The organism is Pseudomonas sp. R3-57 (assembly GCF_051132065.1).
Taxonomy (GTDB): Bacteria; Pseudomonadota; Gammaproteobacteria; order Pseudomonadales; family Pseudomonadaceae; genus Aquipseudomonas.
The window spans coordinates 5,427,192-5,442,502 of the sequence record NZ_CP071655.1; the positions used below are offsets into that span (position 1 = coordinate 5,427,192).

Genomic DNA, 15,311 nt, shown 5'->3' on the forward strand with positions numbered 1-15,311 from the left:
GTACTTGCAGCGATCGATAAAACGCCGCGAACGGCAACGTTCGCGGCGTTTTATTGTGGGGGCTCAACCCGTCAAGGCAACTGTTCTGTCACGGTCGCCAGCGTAGCGGTGGCGTCGCTGTCCTGTGCGGCCTCGAACGCCAGCAACCATTGCTCAAGCGCGACCAGATACAGGTGACCCGAGACACTGAGCGCCAACTCGCAGGCACTCTGCTCCTGGGCGTGGCGCACGATCAGACTGCGACCATTGTCCGGATCGGCAAGCAGCAGCTCGTCACCAACCCGCGACATCAACCAATGCCCACACTCCCCCACGTCGAGCGCGAGCAAGCCTGGCTCCGACGCTTCGCTGGCGGACGGACGCCGCACATCGACGACAAGGCAATCCAGACGCTGCCAGCTTTCGGCCGAAATCCGGTAGCCCTCCGTGTACGAACCAAAGCTCAGGATCAACGTGTTCACGCCGTCCACCAGCAATGGCGAGACCTCAGTAAGGTCATCGCTGACCTGCAGCGCCATGACCTGCGCATCACGCTGGGCATGGCTGCCCGGCAACCAGACGCCGTCGGTCGTTCCGGCACTGAAGAGCAAGACATCAATCGGGTCGAGCAGTAGCGGATTGTCTGCGTCACGCGTACCGAGGAACGTCGCCCACTGGCCATCCTCCCGGGCGGACACATCGAACAGCCGATTCAGCGTCGGCACGTAATATTGGTAGCGATTGCCGGTATTTTCGACGGGCAGAAAGGCGGCATGAGAGTGTCCGTCCAGCAGTTGCTTCAAACGCTCGCACAATTGTGCGGGCGTTTCGCCGAGTCGCCAGGACCAGCGATTTTCCGTGCCGACAATCCGCGCCGGTTGTTGATCCTGCAGTTGCAGCGTCACGCCTTCACGGGTGCGTCCGAGCAGGCCATCGCCCTGCGGCAGGACTTCGCCGAATGTCCACGATGACCAGACCGGTTCGGCCTGTGGCAAGGCCTGGCGATGCTGCACGACGCTGCTGTTGCCGAACGCCGCGCGAGCTTCCTCGAATGACACCAGCGTCTGCCGCCAGATTGCTCCGGCATCGGAATCCAGCAGCCAGACGGCTTGCCGGTCCGGCGTCAGGCCCAGTAACGTCAGCTCATGGTTGCCAGGCGTTTGCGTCAGTACCAGCTTTTCGTCCACGCACCACGCCGCGAGAAAGGGCTGGCCTGCCTGGGCGCGCAAGCCGATGATCGCAAATGCTGCGCTGTTGTATTGCCTGGCCAGCGCCGGCAGTGCGGCCAGCCAGTCGGGATGTTGTTGCAGCCAGCGCTGGCTGAGGCCGACGAACTGCAACACGTCCCTGTCTATCTCGGACAACCCGTTATCCTCACGGGCACCCAGGTCGATCTCGAACAGTCGACCATCGCTCAACGTGGCGAGGTAGCTGTCACCGACACGTCTGATGTCAACCACATCCCGCGCCAGCGCTTGCTGCATAAAAACATTGTCACGCAGTTCGATGCCATGGCTGAGCATCTGGCTTTGCTTGCTGTAGAACAGCCGTGCCGTGGCCGGATCAGCGGATCGCGGCATGAGCAACACTCTGTCCGCGTCACTGTGCGGCTCGGCGCGCAAGTAGCGGCCGTTTTCCGCGCCGATCCAGGCTCGCTCAAGCAGTTGATCGAAGGAATAAGCCTGCGCATGAATATACGGTGCGTAGCGCCATGTGCTGATGGCCGGCGCCATGCCGGGAGTTTCGTCGGCATAGGCGCGAGGCGGTTTCTGGCGATGTCGGAAAAACGCGATACGGCTGCCTTCTTCAGCTTTGAGGGGGGAATTTTCCAACCCGCGCGACCTTAGCGTGATGTCGGTCAGTGTCACGTCCTTGTCAGCCAGATGAAATTCCAGCGTGGTTTGCACGTTGAGGTTTTTCCGCTCGACCAACTGCTGCGAGACGCGCAGAGTGCCGTCTGCGAGTTGCGCGAAAGCGCTGATTTTCGTGCCGGGTTCCAGACTCAGCAAACGATAGCGCTGCACGACCAGCCCGCTGAGCACATTGACGCGCCAGACGGTGGCGTGATCGGGATGATAAAACCACGCTTCATCTGCCGTGGCGGCGCCCAGCAGCAAGCCATCGTTGACCGCGCCAGGCAGGTTGCGCGCGTATAACAGGCGTCTGCGCGGGCCATCGTAAAAAGCCGTGGTCCTCAGCGGGCGGCTGGCCGGGGTGAACGGCACGTTGAATCGCTCAAGCCTCAGATAGCCAGCGGCCAGACGATCCTCGTCACCGAGTTTGCCTAGTCGCGCAAGGACATCGCGCCAATGGTGGGTATCGCCAAGCGTAACGGACACCAGGCGCAATGCATTGTCCTGCCAGTCCAGCTCGTACAGTTCACCTCCGGCCAGTTCGATCAGCCCCTCGAAAGCCGATAGCACGATGCCGTCAATCGTTAATTGACGCCCCGCCAGATATAACCGTGGGCCGTCGTCATCCGCAATCACTGCATCAGCAAAGCGGACCTGCTCGAGATTGACCCAGGGCGCATGCACCAGCCATTTGCCAAAACCGTTAAATTTCACCTCGCGCAAACCGCGCGTCAGGCGCAACTGACAGTGACCGGGCATGGCGGTGATTTCATAGGAAATTTTGTGCAGCCATTCCACCGGCAACGTCGGCACCGCCAACTGACGAACATGCTCGTTGAGCTGCACGCCAATCGTCGTCGGTTTATAGACCGGATGCAGCTTGTAGAGAATGTGTTTGAGCGACGGCGTGCTGTGCAGATAAAAACGCCGGTTGCCTCGCTCATCGTATTCGAGCTTGTCCGCCACACTGTTGCGCAATTGTGGGTAGCGAGTGTGAATGCGCTCATCGAGCTGTGTCCTCAGGGTATCGCCCAGTGCCGAGAATGGATTGAAATACGACAACCAGTTCGGGTCGGGATGTTCACTGGCGCTACGCGGTTCAACCTGCTCTCCCGGCAAGGCCTCGTAGACATAGCCGGCGCCTCCTAGCTGGTATTCGTAACCGTAATAGCAAAGCGGCGTGCAGGGCAGCACCACGGTATGCAGCGCAGCATCGTCGCGGATATCCAGCGGTGCGCTCTCGGCCAGACCGAAGGCCTGGCGAATGTTCAGCGATCGGTGGAGCTGCTTCGGATCATCGTTGTACTGCGGTAACTCAAGCGGGCCGCCACCCCACGGATAAAACCGCTGGCTGTCAAAACGAACCTGCCGGTCTTGCAGATCAAGCTGGGTAATGACGGCTTCGGGCGGGAACTGCAGCGTCCCGTCAGCAAAGGTAAAAGCGCCTGGCTGGTAAGCGTTGTGGATGGCACGCAAATGATTGCCGACCGCCGTAGCCTTGTCGGCGATTTGCCCCAGATTGCTGGCAATCGCGGTGGCACCGATGCCGATACCGAGCAACGGCACGGACAGAATGGCTGCCGCCGCGCCGACCGTTCCACCGACTGCCAGCGCAGCAATGTCCAGCCCCAATGCCGCCACATTGAACACCAGCGACGTGGAAAAACGTGAGCGCTGCTCGTGGTTCTGCGCCTGCGAAAGGTTGTAGATGTCGAAGCCGATATTGACCAGCGAGAACGCAAAGCCGACACCAGTGGCTGCCGGCCCGAGTACACGGCTGGCCAGCGGAGACTGACGCAACAGCAGCGCTTGCTCACTGGCGGCCACCTGCCGCACCAGATTGATCACCTGTGCGGTATCGCTGACCACACCGAAACCCAGCTGGGCATAACTGACGTAGACCTGCACTTGCAGGGCAATTGACAGGGCTGGCAACTGATCGCCAGCCTGGTAATCGCGCTGGCGCATTTCGGTGACCAGGGTCTGGATCGCAAAGGCAAAGCTCAAGCGACTGCCGCCGTCAGACTCCCCCGGGGCCGCGGGTTTGGCCGCTTTGACCAACCGCTGCAGATGCTCTTTAAGCGTGTTGAATCGAGGGTCGATTGTACTGACCGTTCGCGCCTGACGGGGGTTTTGCGCATCGACCAGAGTCAGCGAAAAAGCGCCGTCCGCCTGCGGCTTGAGGGTGTCGAGCAACGGCAGATATTCGCGCCCGAGCGAGTGTTCACTGCGCAATTGCTGCGTGGCCTCGCCGAATGCCTGCGACCAGTACCGTGCATCCACTTGCGCCAGGCTTGTGCCCATGCGCGCGTTTTCGCTGAGCGAGCGCTGGCGCGCCAGTGCTTGTCTGGCCCAGACCGAGGCACGGCGCGAATCGCTCGAAGGCGAGTGTAAAAAGCTGTCCACGCGCAACCCCGCCGACAGCCTGCGCGCGGCGATCACCTCAGTGTTCAGTTCGATGATGTCGAAGTGCGCAGCCGCCATGTCGCCCAGACCGTAAAGTCTGGCCAGTGCGCTATCGCCTGCACTCAGATAACGCTCCACGCCAAGCCTGGCCTGGGCACCTGTGGCGAACGCGTAGATGGCAAAGTTCGGGTCGTAGAAGCGATAGACGAACCGGCCGTCTACTTGCACCTTGGCCATCAATAACGCGTGATCGCCGGTGTCGAGCAACAGGACGGTAGAAGCTGTTTTCGCCTCCAGTTGCTGCATCAGCGAGTCCAGATTCTGCAGGCCAAGAGGCTTGCCAATGGCGTTGGTCGGGACAGTTCGCAATTCGTTCAGCGCACTGAGCAACGCCCGTGAGCTGGTGTGTTCAGGATCGATGTTGGCCGTAGCGACATGCCCGACCAGCGTGCGCTCGGCCGACTCGCCGGCGGCCACCGCTGCGCCCATCAACAGCGCCAGTGGATAACACCGGCGCCCTGGGTCGCTGGTCGTCTGCATCAGCAAATCCTGCGACAGTTGCCGGGCCGAGGTCGCGCCGGCGCTGATGAACATTTCCCGCACCTGCGCACTGCGCTGAATGATCCGGGTGCGGTATTCACGCTGCGCGGTGCGCTTGATCTGCCCGATACGCTCGCTCCATTGCCGCACCGTCAGCGCTTCGAAGAGCGCCTGGATCTTGAGTTCACGCGCCGTCAGCACTTCATGCGCCTCACCCCACGTCAGCGCCGTCGCGAATTCCGGGCGCTGTTGAATGGCTTTTTCGATGGCGTCAAAACGCGCGAAAGTGCCGTCGCCATCGGTTGCCACGGCAAGCTCACGCACGGTCTGCCAGGCGCCCGCAAAGCCCGCATCGTCCAGACTGTCCGCACCGAAAATCCCACCGAGCATGACCCGCACCAGCGGACTGAGTTGTTGCAGCGGCAGCGCGTCATGGGCAATCCGACTGAACAGTTCGTTGAAATTGCTGGACGTTTCGGCGCCATGGGAAACCGGCAGCTCGCCCTGCGGTTGCGCCGCAATCAACTGCCGCGTGTCGAAGCCGATGGCCAAAGCATCGGTGAAGGTGATCTCACCGCTGAGTTTTTCGCGCATGGCCCGGACAAAGGGCTCGCCGAGGTCATCCATCCATTGCTGCAGGACCGACGTCAGCAATACCGGTTTACCGCCCACCACCGGCCAGCCCTGCTTGAACGTCAGCGTCTGTTGCGGTTTGAGCAGATCCGCCAGTTGGCCGGTATAACGCGACTTGAGTTTGCCGCTGCGCCATTTTTCCTGCTCTTTGGCCAGCCACTGCGCCTCATCGTCATTGACGGTCCAGCCGGAGATCATTTCTTCTTCGGTCTGGACGTTGTAGCCCTCGGCCAATTTCAAGTGTTGCTGAACCTTGACCACATCATGTGCGAACAGACGAGTTTCAACATAGTTCCTTACCCCGGTCACCGCCGCTCCGGGTCCGGTTAGCGCAATGGTGCCGCGCGCTCCGACGCGGATGCCATCACGGTAATAATTTAAAATGGCCTCGCTCAGACTGCCGAGAAAATCCTGCTGTGTTCGCGTCAGTTGCCCCCCATCGATTTTTTCGTTCATCAGGTTCTCGATCACATCGAGCAATCGCTCGGTCTGTGACCAATCCACCGACGAGGCCATTACTGACTGTTCAACGGCTTGAAGGCAGTCGTAGTTGAACCGGATCAACTGCATGACCGCGAGAGTCATTTCGCTGTGCGGCTGGGCCAGCATGTAGGCGTTCATTTCCCGGTCCAGTTGCGTACCCATGCGCAAACCGTGAGCCGGGCTGCGGCTTTCAAGCGGGGCGACGAATATCTGCGTCACGCCGGGTTTGCTGCGGGCAAAGGCCAGCAACGCATCCAGATCGGCAGCAGGCAAGGTATCGGTGCGATCGGCATAACGCAGGCGGTCGCGACCCGGCAGCAATGTTTCATCGTGATTGAGCAAAAGTTGCAACACGCCCAAGCGTTGCACGTCATCGAACTTGCTTATATCGACGCCACCCAACCTTTCAGCCAGCGGCGGCAAGTAATCCATGTCGCTGTAATGCCCGCCCTCCAGGTACTGCGCCTGCAAGCGCACAACATCACTGGCGGCGGCGAAGTTGCCGCGCATCGCCACTTCACGCTGATAGACATCGGCGAGAAAATGCCCGTGAAACTCCCGGCGAACGTCGCGCAACTGCAAGTCGCTGCCGGCCATTTGCTGATGGGTCTGCAAACATTGCTGCCGAAAGTTCTCCAGTGTCGCCCGGTCTTTACCGTAAGCGCGCACCATCAATTCGATCCGGGCCTGATCGGTTTTGCCTTGCCATTGCGGTTGTTGCAGAAAATCGAACATCTCGCGCTTCAAGACTCGCGCACGATCTTCGATCATCGTTGCCAGCGCAGCGGGGCGGCTCACAGTGTCACCGCCCGACTCCATCGCATCCACTCGCGCGCTGTCGGAAATGACCCGATTCATTTCGAAAGCCAGCAAGGCATCGCTGTCGTACCAGAGATTGAACTGGTAGCCCTCTGTGGCCAGGACCTGACGCCAGATATTCATGTAATCACGCTGGATAGCGCCAACCTGGCTGCCGCCGACCCAGACAAAGTGCATTGTTTTTGGCACTGGCGCGGGTACGTCACTGAACATGCTCACCGTTGCCGCCAGGCGCGTCGCGTAATCGCGCAGCCGGTTTTCGATTCGATCGATGGCCACCGGCATGGGCGCCGTCTTGCGCTTGGCCAAGCGTTCGAAGTTGTCGAGGAAAAGCGTTACGATTTGCAGTTTTTCAGTGAAATCCGAGGCCCTGCCGGCGCTCTCGTAAAGCGCTGCCAACTCGGCATATTCCCCAGTAGCGGAAAACTCCTTCAAGGCGCGTTGCAGCGCTGAATAATCTTCGGCAGAAATAAAATCCGTTTCGCCGACATACTGCTCCATGACACCCATAAGCCTTCATCCCTGATTCATTAAAGTGAACCTGGACGAAGTTATGCCGCCCATGCAGCGACTTCAAAAAGCACAAAACTCAAATGATTACCGGAGAAACATCGAATAACAGTCACGTTGTTCACGTGCACCATCCGGCAACATATAAGTTGCCCGCCAGTCATCGACCAGAGAGCCAAAGCGGCGTTCTTGACGCAAGCATCGTCCGGTTTCAAACGGCAAGATTCAGACAGGAACTTTGACCGGATGTCACGCCCAGACAAGTTGTTTACAACTTGCCTCGGCGTGCAAATCAGGAAAGCGGCTTTTCGCCGTACCAACGCGGGGTGTAAACCCATTCACCACCGCTGGCGCGGGGAAATGTGCAGGTGGTTGAGGAGCCGATCAGCACCATCGTGCGCATGTCGACCTGATCCGCCGTCAGCGCGCCGAGGGTAGTGGTGCGTAAGGTCTGGCCCGGACGCCCGATGTCACGGCCCAGCACGACTGGCGTTTGCGGGGCGCGGTGCTGCGCAACGATTTCGAGCGCTCTGCCCAATTGCCACGGACGCGCACGGGAGATCGGGTTGTAGAACGCCAGCGCCAGATCCGCTTGCGCAGCGAGCTCCAGACGTTTTTCGATGATCGACCACGGCTTGAGGTTGTCCGACAGCGACATCACACAGAAGTCATGCCCCAGTGGCGCGCCGGCCTGCGCGGCGGTGGCCAGCGAAGCGGAAACGCCGGGCAGGATTTGCAGATCGACGCTGTGCCACGCCGGGTCGCTCGATTCGTGCAACGCTTCGAGCACCGCCGCGGCCATGGCGAACACACCGGGATCACCCGAGGACACGACGATCACCGAACGCCCTTCAGCGGCGAGGCGGAAGGCGTGACGGGCGCGCTGCATCTCTTCGCGGTTGTCGGTGCAATGCTGCACCTGATCGTCGCGGAAGGGGCCCGCCATGCGCACGTAGGTTTCGTAGCCGAGCACATCGGTGGCGCGGGCCAGTTCGGCCTTCGCCGCCGGCACCATCAATTCGGCAGCACCGGGACCGAGGCCGATCACCGCGAGACGCCCGCGAGGGCGGCCGACGTGCTCGATGTCCAGCGGCTCGGTGGCCACTGCAATGGCCAGATTCTGCACAAGATGAAGCTGCGCTTGCGGTACGGCAGCCAGCGCGATTGCCTGCACATCAGTTGCAGTCGCGACAAAGCGCAACGGCACGCCCAACTCCAGCGCCGCTTCGCGCAAGGTTGCCGATGCCATCTCACTGTCAGCCGCCAACAGGCACGCCAGCGATTGCACGGCGACGCTCGCCTGTTGCAATGCGCTGCACACGGCATGCGCCAGGTCGGCTGTCTCTGCACGCACCGCCACTGCGACGCTGCGCGGGTAAATCAGTAATTCATCGGCGCTCGCTGGACGCTCGGCACTGCCGACATGAATCGTGCGTTGCGCCTGTGGGTTCTGCGGCAACTGCGCCTGATCCAGCCACGGCGCCGCGCCTTCGACGCGCACGCTGTGGCCGGCGAGCAGGTCGGAGACAAAGCGCTTGCCCGATTCCAGATCGCCCAGTGCATAACCGCGCGGTGGATTGAGCAGGCAGGTACCAAAACGCAACTCGCCGCTGGTGGTGATCGCTGCCGCCACCTGCAACCCGGCAGCGATGTCCCGCGCCATGACGTTGACCCCGCCCAGGCCGCCCAGCAACGGCACTACCGCGCTGCCATCCTCGGCGACTGCGAGTACGGGCGGCTCGGCGCCCTTTTCCAGCAACAGCGGCGCCAGCGTACGAATGACAATCCCCGCCGCACACAGGGCAATGATCGGCGTGGCCTGCTGATACAACGTGCGCAGGGTCGCACCGAATTCCTGATAAACAGAATCAGCATCTTCGACGCGCCCGGCGAGGCCGTGAATCTGCGCCGCCGGGTACACCTGCTGAATGCGCCGCGCGGTGGCCAGGCTGCCCTGACCGAGAATGACAATAGCGGGAGTGATCTGCGTCATCAGCCTTGCCACCGTTCGCCGGGCACGATGATCAGCGAGAAGTACGGCGAGGACATCGGCTCGACCTGATCCATCGGCACGATCTTCTGGTTCGCCATGGTCGCCCGCTCGACATACAGCGCGCGCTCGGCCAGACCCAGTTCTTCGAGCACCTGACGCACCTTGGGAAAGTTGCGCCCCAGCTTCATGACCACCGCCGCGTCGGCATCGGCCAGACGTCGCTTCAATTCTTCGTGAGGCAACACGCCGGAGAGCACCGACAGGCTCTGATTGCGATACACCAGCGGCGCGCCGAGCACCGAAGCACCGCCGAGCATCGAGCACACGCCCGGCACTACTTCGGCCTCGTAACGGCTGGCGAGGCGATCATGCAGATACATGTAGGAGCCGTAGAAGAACGGATCACCCTCGCAGATCACTGCCACATCGCGCCCGGCATCCAGATGCTCGGCGACCGCCACGGCCGCTTCGTCGTAGAAATCGCTGATCACCTGCTCGTAGGACAGCGGCGCCGGCAGCGCTTCGGTGGTCACCGGGTACACCAGCGGCAGCAGGTTCTGCGCTTCGACCAGATGCGCTTCGATGATGCCGAACGCGTTGCCCTTTTTGCCCTTGGCGACGAAGTACGCCACCACCGGCGATTCGCGCAGCAGGCGCAGGGCTTTGACGGTAATCAGTTCCGGATCACCGGGGCCGACACCCAAGCCGATCAAACGTCCCTTGGCCTGCATCATTCCACCTCCGTGGCGAGCGCGTTGACCGCTGCGGCAGCCATGGCGCTGCCGCCGAGGCGGCCCTGCATGATCACGAACGGCACGCCACGGCTGTCGGCGGCGAGTGCGGCTTTCGATTCGGCAGCGCCGACAAAGCCCACCGGGAAGCCGAGAATCAGCGCCGGTTTCGGTGCACCGGCGTCGAGCATTTCCAGCAAATAGAACAGCGCGGTCGGCGCGTTGCCGATCACCACCACACTGCCCTCCAGGTGCGGACGCCACAGCTCCAGCGCCGCGGCGGAACGGGTGTTACCCAGCTCGCGAGCAAGCTCCGGTACGCTGTCGTCACGCAAGGTGCAGATCACCTTGTTGTTGGCGGGCAGGCGCGCACGGGTCACGCCCTCGGAGACCATCCGCGCATCACAGAGGATCGGCGCACCGGCGGCCAGCGCATCGCGCCCGGCCTTGCCGGCACCCTCGGAAAACTGCAGACCGTCGACGGCTTCGACCATGCCGCAGGCGTGGATTACCCGCACCGCGAGTTTTTCCAGGTCGGCCGGGATGCGCGCCAGATTGGCCTCGCGGCGAATGATCGCGAAGGAGTTGCGATAAATCTCCTGACCGTCGCGGATGTAATCAAGCATCAAGGGGGCTCCGGGCGCGGGCGGCGAGCAGGGTCGCGGCCGCTTCAATAGTAAGGTTGCAGGCGTGCAGCGCGCCGAAACCCGGCAGCGCTGCATCGCGAAAATAGACATCGTAATGACCGGGACTGACGGCCAGCAGCGTCGCTGGGGCACAGTGCGCGGCGGCGCAGGAACGTGCGCAGCCGCTCAGATGGACATCGACCGCTGCGGGCAACAGCGTCGCCAGTTGTCGGGCGTCGCCCTTGGTGTCGGCCTGGCCTTTGCCGCAACCGCTGGCACCGGTGCAGGCGATCAGCCGCGCCAGTGGTTCAGTGGCCTCGGTCAACAGGCCCAATGCCTGCAATCGAGGCAGCACCTCGCCGGCATCCGCCGCCGCGACATTAGGCAGCAGCAGACTCTGCCACGGCGTCAAGCGCAGGCTGCCGTCGCCAAACTGGCGCGCCAGTTGCGCGGCACCTCGCAGCATCGCCGGATCGAGTCGCCCGAGTGGCGGCACCGCGCCCACATAGACCCGACCGGCAATGCGTTGCGCATGCACGCCGATATGCTGATAGTCCTGCGCCGGTTGGCGCTTCCAGCCACTGATGGCTTTGACCGGCACGCGGCGTCTCAACTGCTCAAGAAACGCCAGCACGGGGAGTTCTTCGAGCACATGGCGCATGCGTGTCTGCTCGGGACGTGCCAGGTCGAGGAACAGTTCCAGCACCGCCACCACCAACGCGTGGCCGTTTTCCACCGCCACCGCACCCAGCGCACGATCCGTCGGGCAGCCGGCCAGGCCGAAGGCCAGCCGGGTTTCGCCGCCGTGCTCGAATGCCGACAACCACAGGTCATGGGCATGCTCGAGCATCGCCAGCGCTTCGCCGCCGTCCAGTTGCACGGCAAATTTGGCGCTCAACTCATGGAGCCGCGAATGGCTTTGCAGGGTGTCGAGGATTTGCCCCGCGAGGGCGCGGGTGTCGAAACACATCTGCCGATCGATCCCGGCGGCGGGACTGAGCATCAGATTGCGCACGTCGTCGCCGGCAGCGTTACGCGGACCGAGACCGGCGGCGAGCAGGCTGTCAATCAATGCCGCCGACTGCGCGCCGATTCTGCGGACCTGCAGATTGGCGCGGTTGGTTGCCTCGATCGCGCCGCTGGCAAAGCGTTCGGCGGCGCCTGCCACGGCGTCGGCCTGGTCGGCGCTGATCGAACCGCCGTTGAGTTTGATCCGGCAGATGCCGCCATCCAGCGCCTGGACAATACGCAGCAACCCCGGACAGGCCGAGGGGCGTACAGCGGTGGATGTCGGGCGTTCGTTCAAGGGGCTGACCGGTTGCGTGGCAAAGGCGCTTCGCAAGCGAAGGCGCGGTATTATGCCTGCTTTGTCCGCCGGCATGAAAAGTCTGCCCGTCGGAACGGCGTGTTTAGAGGAAGAAAGATGTCACCCTGGCTGACGGTTGTGGGAATCGGTGAAGACGGCTTCAAGGGCCTGGGCAAAAATGCCCGGCGTGCCCTGATGGGCGCCTCGCGGATCGTCGGCGGCCAACGGCAGCTGGATCTGCTACCGGTGTGCCTTGGCGGCGAGCGGCAATTGTGGCCGAGCCCGTTTTCCCTCGCGCCCGTGCTGGAACGTCGTGGTGAGGCAGTGTGCGTGCTGGCCAGCGGTGACCCGATGTTCTACGGCGTCGGCGCCAGTCTGGCGCGGCAGGTGGCGAGCGACGAGATGTTGATTCTGCCGGCGCCGTCGTCCTGTTCGCTGGCGGCCGCGCGCCTCGGCTGGCCGTTGCAGGACGTGGTGACGTTGTCGCTGGTGGCCCGACCGTTGGCGGCACTGAATGCGCATCTGGCCAGTGGCGTGCGTCTGTTGTTGCTGAGCAACGACGGCCAGAGCCCGGCGGCGGTCGCGCAGCTGTTGCGTGGACGGGGTTTCGGCGCCAGTCGCATGAGCGTGTTCGAGCATCTGGGCGGCGATGCCGAGCGGCGCGTCGACGCGATGGCCAGCGCCTGGCGTGATGCGCCGATTGCCGATCTGAATGTCATCGCCCTCGAATGCCTGGCGGATGCCGGTACGCGGGGCTTGTCGCGTCTGGCCGGTTTGCCCGATTCGGCATTCGAACATGACGGCCAACTGACCAAACGCGATGTGCGCGCAATCACCCTCGCCCGCCTCGCGCCGACCCCCGGTGAATTGCTTTGGGACGTCGGCGCCGGCAGCGGTTCGATTGGCATCGAATGGATGCGCGCGCACCCGAGCTGCCGCGCACTGGCCATCGAAGCCGACGCCGGCCGCCAGCAACTGATCGAACGCAACCGCGATGCGCTGGGTGTGCCCGGCCTGCAATTGATCCGTGGCAAGGCACCGCAGGCGCTGTCCGGGCTGGAGCGCCCGGACGCGGTTTTCATCGGCGGCGGCGTGACCCGCGAGGGCGTGTTCGAAACCTGCTGGCAACAGCTCAAACCCGGTGGCCGTCTGGTCGCCAACGCGGTGACGCTGCAAAGCGAACTGACGCTGATGACCTGGCGCGAGCGCTATGGCGGCGAGCTGACGCGCATTCATGTCGCCCAGGCCCAGCCGCTCGGCGAGTTCGACACCTGGCGCCAGGCCTTGCCGATCACCCTGCTCGACCTGGTCAAACCCCTCGATGCGTGACGAAACCGCCGAACAACCCGCGCCCCTGCGCAGCGGCCTGACCACCGGCAGCTGCGCCACCGCCACCAGCCTTGCCGCCGCGCGCCTGCTGCTCAGCGGCACGTTGGCCGATGCGGTGCAAATCGTCTTGCCCAAAGGCAAACAGGTGCAAATGCGTCTGGAGTTTTGCCGTTTGAATGCGCACGGCGCCGAAGCCGGCACGATCAAGGACGCCGGCGACGATCCCGACGTGACCCACGGCGCGCTGCTCTATTCGCAGGTGCGGCTGCTGGCCGAGCCGGGCGTGCGCTTCATCGCCGGTGCCGGCGTCGGCACGGTGACCCGTCCGGGCCTGGTGCTGGCGGTGGGCGAACCGGCGATCAACCCGGTACCGCGTAAAATGATCAGCGATCACCTGAGCCTGCTCGCCGCGGAGGCCGGCTACGGCGGCGGGTTCGAAGTCACGGTGAATGTCGAAGGTGGCGCAGAACTGGCACTGAAAACCATGAATCCGCGCCTGGGCATTCTCGGCGGACTGTCGATCCTCGGCACCAGTGGCATCGTCCGACCGTTTTCCTGCGCGGCCTACATCGCCTCAATCCATCAGGGCATCGACGTGGCGAAAACCAACGGTTACCTGCACATCGCCGCCTGCACCGGCAACGCCAGCGAAGACACCATGCGCCGGGTCTACGACCTGCCGGAAATTGCCCTGATCGAAATGGGCGACTTCGTCGGTGCGGTGCTCAAGCATTTGCGCAAAGTGCCAGTGGACAAACTCAGCCTGTGCGGCGGTTTCGGCAAGATCAGCAAACTGGCGGCCGGGCACATGGACTTGCATTCACGGCACTCGAGCATCGACTTGCCGCAACTGGCTGACTGGGCGGCAGCGATCGGCGCCGAAGAGGCTTTGCAGCAAGGCATTCGTGAGGCCAATACCAGCCAGCAGGCATTGGCCATGGCCAGTGCGGCGGGCATCGCCCTCGGTGATGAAGTCTGCCGCCATGCGTTGAATTTTGCGCGCAGCGTGGTCCCGGCGCAGGTGCAGGTCGAGGTGTTTGCGATCGATCGTCAAGGCGGCATTGTCGGGCATGCCGGAGGTATCGCATGAAGCGAATTTTGCTGTTGGGCGGCGTGACGGAAGCGCTGGCGATTGCCCGCACGCTGGGGCCGCAACATATCTACAGCCTCGCCGGTGTTGGCCGGGTGCCGACAGATCTGACCTGTCAGGTGCGCGTCGGTGGTTACGGTGGCGCTGAAGGTCTGGCGCAATTCATTCATGACCAAGGCATCGATCTGCTGCTCGACGCCACGCATCCCTATGCCGCACGGATCAGCCAGAACGCGGCGACCGCCGCGCGACTGACCGACATCCCCTGCTGGGCATTACGCCGTCCGGCGTGGCAGCCGCAGCCCGGTGATGACTGGCGCGAAGTCAGCGACTGGGCCGAGTTGATCGCTGCGCTCAAACCGTTTCGCCGACCGCTGTTCACCCTTGGCCGTGAACCGCTGCAGCATCTGCATGAAATTCCCGAGAGCCAGTTCTGGACCCTGCGCGCCCTCGACGTTTACCCCGGCAACGAACGCTGCGAAGTCATCGGCGCCCGTGGGCCGTTTCTGTTGGAGGATGAGCGCGCACTGTTCGAACGGCAGCAGATCGATGTGTTGATCAGCAAGAACAGCGGCAGCACCGCCACCGAGCCGAAGCTGGAAGTCGCGCGCGAGCGTGGGGTGCCGGTGTTGGTGTTGCAGAGGCCGGGGTTGCCGGGGGTTGATCGGGAGTTTGGTTCGCTCAAAGCAATCCTCACCGCTCTCGCAACCTGCAACCGTATTTAAATAAGTCGTACCGTCGCTTTGGTCTACACAGATTATGTGAGCGACACAGACCATTGTAGGAGTGAGCCTGCTCGCGATGACGTCAGCACAACCAGCACCTGATTGCCTGACACACCGCTATCGCGAGCAGGCTCACTCCTACAATGTCCCAGGCTCGACTGAATATCTGACCTGGGTGATAAATGGGAGCAACGATCCGATTTGCCAGCGAAGACGTCTGGTCTTGTGGCATATGACCTGAATCCTACAGCCGCGCCGGACGCTGCCCACAACAACTTAACGAAGCAC

General features: G+C 62.7%; 8 protein-coding genes. 3 read left to right on the forward strand and 5 right to left on the reverse strand.

Translation table 11 applies throughout. The annotated features are described in order from the left end of the window. Positions 1 to 71: 71 nt before the first annotated feature. The 5 genes from J3P93_RS24455 to cobG form a co-directional block, all read right to left on the reverse strand. Entirely contained in the window at positions 72 to 7,223 is a 7,152-nt protein-coding gene (locus tag J3P93_RS24455; RefSeq protein ID WP_434592785.1) for a TcdA/TcdB pore-forming domain-containing protein, read from the reverse strand. Between the two features lie 292 nt (positions 7,224 to 7,515). Next, positions 7,516 to 9,216, reverse strand: coding sequence for a precorrin-3B C(17)-methyltransferase (cobJ, locus tag J3P93_RS24460; protein ID WP_434592788.1), 1,701 nt, complete (start codon positions 9,214 to 9,216; stop codon positions 7,516 to 7,518). After that, the gene (locus J3P93_RS24465; protein WP_434592791.1) at positions 9,216 to 9,950 is read right to left on the reverse strand and encodes a precorrin-2 C(20)-methyltransferase; all 735 of its coding nucleotides are present in this window, start codon (positions 9,948 to 9,950) and stop codon (positions 9,216 to 9,218) included. Before J3P93_RS24465 ends, cobJ begins: the two co-directional genes overlap by 1 nt. Then, a complete protein-coding gene (locus J3P93_RS24470; RefSeq protein ID WP_434592794.1) occupies positions 9,947 to 10,573 on the reverse strand; it encodes a precorrin-8X methylmutase in 627 nt (208 codons plus the stop codon). The genes J3P93_RS24465 and J3P93_RS24470 overlap by 4 nt, the downstream gene beginning before the upstream one ends. Continuing rightward, positions 10,566 to 11,954 carry a precorrin-3B synthase gene (gene cobG, locus J3P93_RS24475; RefSeq protein WP_434592797.1) on the reverse strand — a complete coding sequence of 463 codons (1,389 nt, stop codon included), beginning with the start codon at positions 11,952 to 11,954 and terminating at the stop codon, positions 10,566 to 10,568. Before cobG ends, J3P93_RS24470 begins: the two co-directional genes overlap by 8 nt. A 42-nt stretch (positions 11,955 to 11,996) precedes the next feature. Here cobG and cbiE point away from each other — a divergent pair, with 42 nt between their 5' ends. The 3 genes from cbiE to J3P93_RS24490 are packed head-to-tail and all read left to right on the forward strand — an operon-like array spanning position 11,997 to position 15,023. After that, complete coding sequence (gene cbiE, locus J3P93_RS24480; protein WP_434592800.1) at positions 11,997 to 13,208, forward strand: precorrin-6y C5,15-methyltransferase (decarboxylating) subunit CbiE; 1,212 nt, start codon at positions 11,997 to 11,999, stop codon at positions 13,206 to 13,208. Beyond that, on the forward strand, positions 13,201 to 14,298 hold the full coding sequence (locus tag J3P93_RS24485) for a cobalt-precorrin-5B (C(1))-methyltransferase (RefSeq protein WP_434592803.1): 1,098 nt from the start codon (positions 13,201 to 13,203) through the stop codon (positions 14,296 to 14,298). The genes cbiE and J3P93_RS24485 overlap by 8 nt, the downstream gene beginning before the upstream one ends. Further along, positions 14,295 to 15,023, forward strand: a complete 729-nt coding sequence (locus J3P93_RS24490; RefSeq protein WP_434592806.1) for a cobalt-precorrin-6A reductase — start codon at positions 14,295 to 14,297, stop codon at positions 15,021 to 15,023. The genes J3P93_RS24485 and J3P93_RS24490 overlap by 4 nt, the downstream gene beginning before the upstream one ends. Positions 15,024 to 15,311: the final 288 nt, after the last annotated feature.

What these genes read in the sequence shown, in the direction of transcription:
- J3P93_RS24465 (WP_434592791.1), bottom strand. Translation starts at nt 9,950, where the DNA reads ATGATGCAGGCCAAGGGACGTTTGATCGGCTTGGGTGTCGGCCCCGGT.
- J3P93_RS24455 (WP_434592785.1), bottom strand. Translation starts at nt 7,223, where the DNA reads ATGGGTGTCATGGAGCAGTATGTCGGCGAAACGGATTTTATTTCTGCC.
- cobJ (WP_434592788.1), bottom strand. Translation starts at nt 9,216, where the DNA reads ATGACGCAGATCACTCCCGCTATTGTCATTCTCGGTCAGGGCAGCCTG.
- cobG (WP_434592797.1), bottom strand. Translation starts at nt 11,954, where the DNA reads ATGCCGGCGGACAAAGCAGGCATAATACCGCGCCTTCGCTTGCGAAGC.
- J3P93_RS24470 (WP_434592794.1), bottom strand. Translation starts at nt 10,573, where the DNA reads ATGCTTGATTACATCCGCGACGGTCAGGAGATTTATCGCAACTCCTTC.
- J3P93_RS24485 (WP_434592803.1), top strand. Translation starts at nt 13,201, where the DNA reads ATGCGTGACGAAACCGCCGAACAACCCGCGCCCCTGCGCAGCGGCCTG.
- cbiE (WP_434592800.1), top strand. Translation starts at nt 11,997, where the DNA reads ATGTCACCCTGGCTGACGGTTGTGGGAATCGGTGAAGACGGCTTCAAG.
- J3P93_RS24490 (WP_434592806.1), top strand. Translation starts at nt 14,295, where the DNA reads ATGAAGCGAATTTTGCTGTTGGGCGGCGTGACGGAAGCGCTGGCGATT.